The sequence below is a fragment of the bacterium genome, assembly GCA_030247525.1.
Classification (GTDB): domain Bacteria; phylum Electryoneota; class JAOADG01; order JAOADG01; family JAOADG01; genus JAOTSC01.
Map to the genome: position 1 here is coordinate 1 of JAOTSC010000256.1, position 3,034 is coordinate 3,034.

General features: G+C 49.1%; 3 protein-coding genes. All 3 read right to left on the minus strand.

Annotation, left to right across the window (positions count from 1 at the left end; genetic code table 11):
* A partial coding sequence (gene dnaJ / locus OEM52_14655) for a molecular chaperone DnaJ (GenBank protein MDK9701375.1) occupies positions 1-1,020 on the minus strand: 1,020 nt, incomplete at its 3' end.
* 1 nt (position 1,021) lies between these two features.
* A complete protein-coding gene (locus OEM52_14660) occupies positions 1,022-1,702 on the minus strand; it encodes a nucleotide exchange factor GrpE (GenBank protein ID MDK9701376.1) in 681 nt (226 codons plus the stop codon).
* A 13-nt stretch (positions 1,703-1,715) separates the two neighbouring features.
* The gene (gene hrcA / locus OEM52_14665; GenBank protein MDK9701377.1) at positions 1,716-2,720 is read right to left on the minus strand and encodes a heat-inducible transcriptional repressor HrcA; all 1,005 of its coding nucleotides are present in this window, start codon (positions 2,718-2,720) and stop codon (positions 1,716-1,718) included.
* Positions 2,721-3,034: the final 314 nt, after the last annotated feature.

A 3,034-nucleotide genomic window follows, 5' to 3' on the forward strand; every position in this document is an offset into this window, starting at 1 on the left:
CCATACTGTAACTACGACTATCTGATCACCGTTCCCGTATCCGTTAAGATGAGGGATGCCCGCCCCGCGCATCCGGAGCTGTTTGCCGCTTTGAGTGCCGCTGGGAATTTTCAATTTTGCTTTACCTTTCAGCGTCGGCACTTCGACCTCGCCTCCCAATGCCGCTTTTGTAAATGGGATCACGAGATCATAAATCAAGTCGTCGCCATGGCGGGTAAAATGGGAATGTTCCTTTTCTTGAATAATGACGATTAAATCACCTGCCGGCGCACCACGCCTTCCTGCATGTCCTTGACCACGGAGTGTTAAGTAATTGCCGTCACGTACCCCTACCGGGATTTTAACGGCTACTGTAACTTCACCACGTACCCGCCCTTCACCGTCACACTCTTTACAGGGATCGTCGATGATGTGACCCGAGCCCTGACAATTGGGACAGGAAGTAATAGTCGCAACTTGTCCTAAAATGGTCCGCTGCACTTGCCGGACTTGTCCACGTCCGCCGCAAGTCTTACAAGTCGTTTTCTTCGAGCCGGGTTTGGTGCCGTTGCCGTGGCATACTTCGCAGCTTTTCTGACGGCGAATTTTAATTTTTTTCTCTACCCCGGTAGCAATCTCTTCCAATTCGAGATGTACGGTAACCTGAAGATTTGAACCACGGCTCGATTCCTCTGGATTAATATCGGTGCCGCCGCCAAAACCGAACGGATCGAATCCTCCCATCCCGCCGCCAAACATCTCACGGAAAATCTCAAACGGATCGATACCACCACCACCACTACCACCAAACGACTCACTCGGCATCCGGTGACCGAACCGGTCATATTGCTGACGCTTCGCCGGATCGGATAACACAGCGTAGGCTTCGCCAATTTCTTTAAACTTTTCTTCAGCGGATTTATCACCCGGATTTTTATCGGGATGGAATTGCATTGCCAATTTACGATAGGCTTTCTTGATGTCTTCGGCCGAACCGCTACGGTCGACGCCTAACACCTCGTAATAGTCGCGTTTTTGCATCTTACGCTTCACTCTCCATAGTCGTTTCTGGTGCTGCTACTAATACTTTGGCAGCATGTAGTAAACGCTCGTGTAACAGCCAACCCGGTTCCACCAAGATTGCTACATGGTTGGGTAAAAACTCATTGCTGGGCAATTGTCCAATCGCTTCGTGGAGATTCGGATCAAATGCATCGCTCGGTCGTGGAGCGATTTTCAATGCGCCGGCGGTTTCCAGCGCTTTCTCGACTTTACCTTGCAACATCGCAATCGCTTCGACCAGTTTTCCGGTGTCGGTTACCGATTCGCTATGTTGTACCAAGCGATCCAAATCCAATAGCGCTGGCAGTAATGCCTTTAGTAAGCCTTCTGCGCCATACTTTCGGATTTCCAGCCCTTCCAGGTTTTTGCGACGGCGGAAAGTATCTAATTCGGCAAGGGTTCGTAATACATCGTTTCGCGCATCTTGCAGCGTTTTCTCTTTTTCCGCCAATTGCGTTTCTAACTCTGTGATTCGCATTGACAGCGTATTTTCGGATGTCGGTTTATTTTTCAGTTCACTATCCTGTTCTTTGACAGCTTCAACAACCGGAGCCGGTTGGGCTTCCGATTCCCGTACTGCATCGTCCTCGCCGGTGATTGGTATCTCTACCGTCACGGGTGGTTTGCCTTTTTCAGTGTAGGCACGTGCATCGATTTTCACTACGATTCATCTCCTAAAACTTATTTTGCATTTTACTGAGCAGGTTTGCCGCCAAGCCGACCAATGCCATTTGTCGCGGATAATCCATCCGGGTAGGTCCAATGATACCAATAGTCCCGCTCAAATCACCCACCCGGTAATTCGCAGTCACACACGACAGTTCCTTAGCAGCTTCGATGCCCGATTCAACGCCGATCCGGACGCGAACATCGTTACCAATATCCTCATTCTCTAACAAATGCAAAAGAATGTCTTTGCCTTCGAGCAATTCAATCACTGTTTTTAGTTTATCGGGATGGCGAAATTCCGGTTGATCGAGCGCGTGTCCTGCACCGGCAATCGATTGCGAAGGCATCCCAAACAACGACTCGGCTCCGCTCAAAATCAAGCGTACCAATTCAGAGCTGGCTAATCCGGTATCGGCAAGCCGCACATTCGCTTCCGATTGTAGAGTCGATAACTGAACGCCGGATAATCGCTCGTTGATTAATCGTGTCAAGCCGACGATTTCTCCGGCAGATACCCGCACTGGCAATTCGATGAATATGGTTTTCACCATGCCTTCACGGAGTGTGACAACCAATAATAGTCGTTCATCGGCAACTTGCAACAGCTCGATATGTTCCAGGATGCCGCGATCCAACCGGGGAGATAATACAACCCCAATCAAATGTGATGCCGATGCCAACACCGAGGCGAACCGGTTTAGAATCGTCTCACCCAATGCATTGCTTTCCTCGATTGCCCGGGAAAATTCCTCTTCACTACGATAATCGAGTGGTGGTGTTGTTAATCCATTGACAAAAGTACGATAACCATTTGCCGTTGGTATACGGCCGCCGGAAGTATGTTGTTGTTTGAGCAATCCAGCTGCTTCCAATTCCGCCATCACATTACGAATTGTTGCCGAAGAAGCGCCAACTGCCTTGCCAGCTACGGTTAACGAGCTGACCGGTTGTGCGGTCAGAATGAATTGGCGTACCACCGTATTCAGTACATCACGGTGGCGTTCGCTCATAGCGATTGTATCTTGTCCAATAGGTTTACGCATAGGGCATAAGTTATACGAGTCTCAATTCACGGTGCGACAAAGAAACCGAAGGGAAATCGAAACAACCCTTCGTCGAAAATACAAACTAACGGGCGGAGCGGAGGAATGCAAACGACCTAATAACATAAGAATATTCCTAAGGTTGTGTTGTAGTTGTTTGGGACAGGAACTAAACTTGTGATTGACCCAACTTGACTTTCGGGGAAGTCAATGCTAACTTTCCGAACTTGAGCAAGCCACCTTAGCACAGTCGGTAGAGCAGCTGATTCGTAATCAGCAGG

Bases quoted from the DNA above. Each gene is read 5' to 3' on its own strand.
- hrcA (MDK9701377.1), bottom strand. From the start codon at position 2,720: ATGAGCGAACGCCACCGTGATGTACTGAATACGGTGGTACGCCAATTC.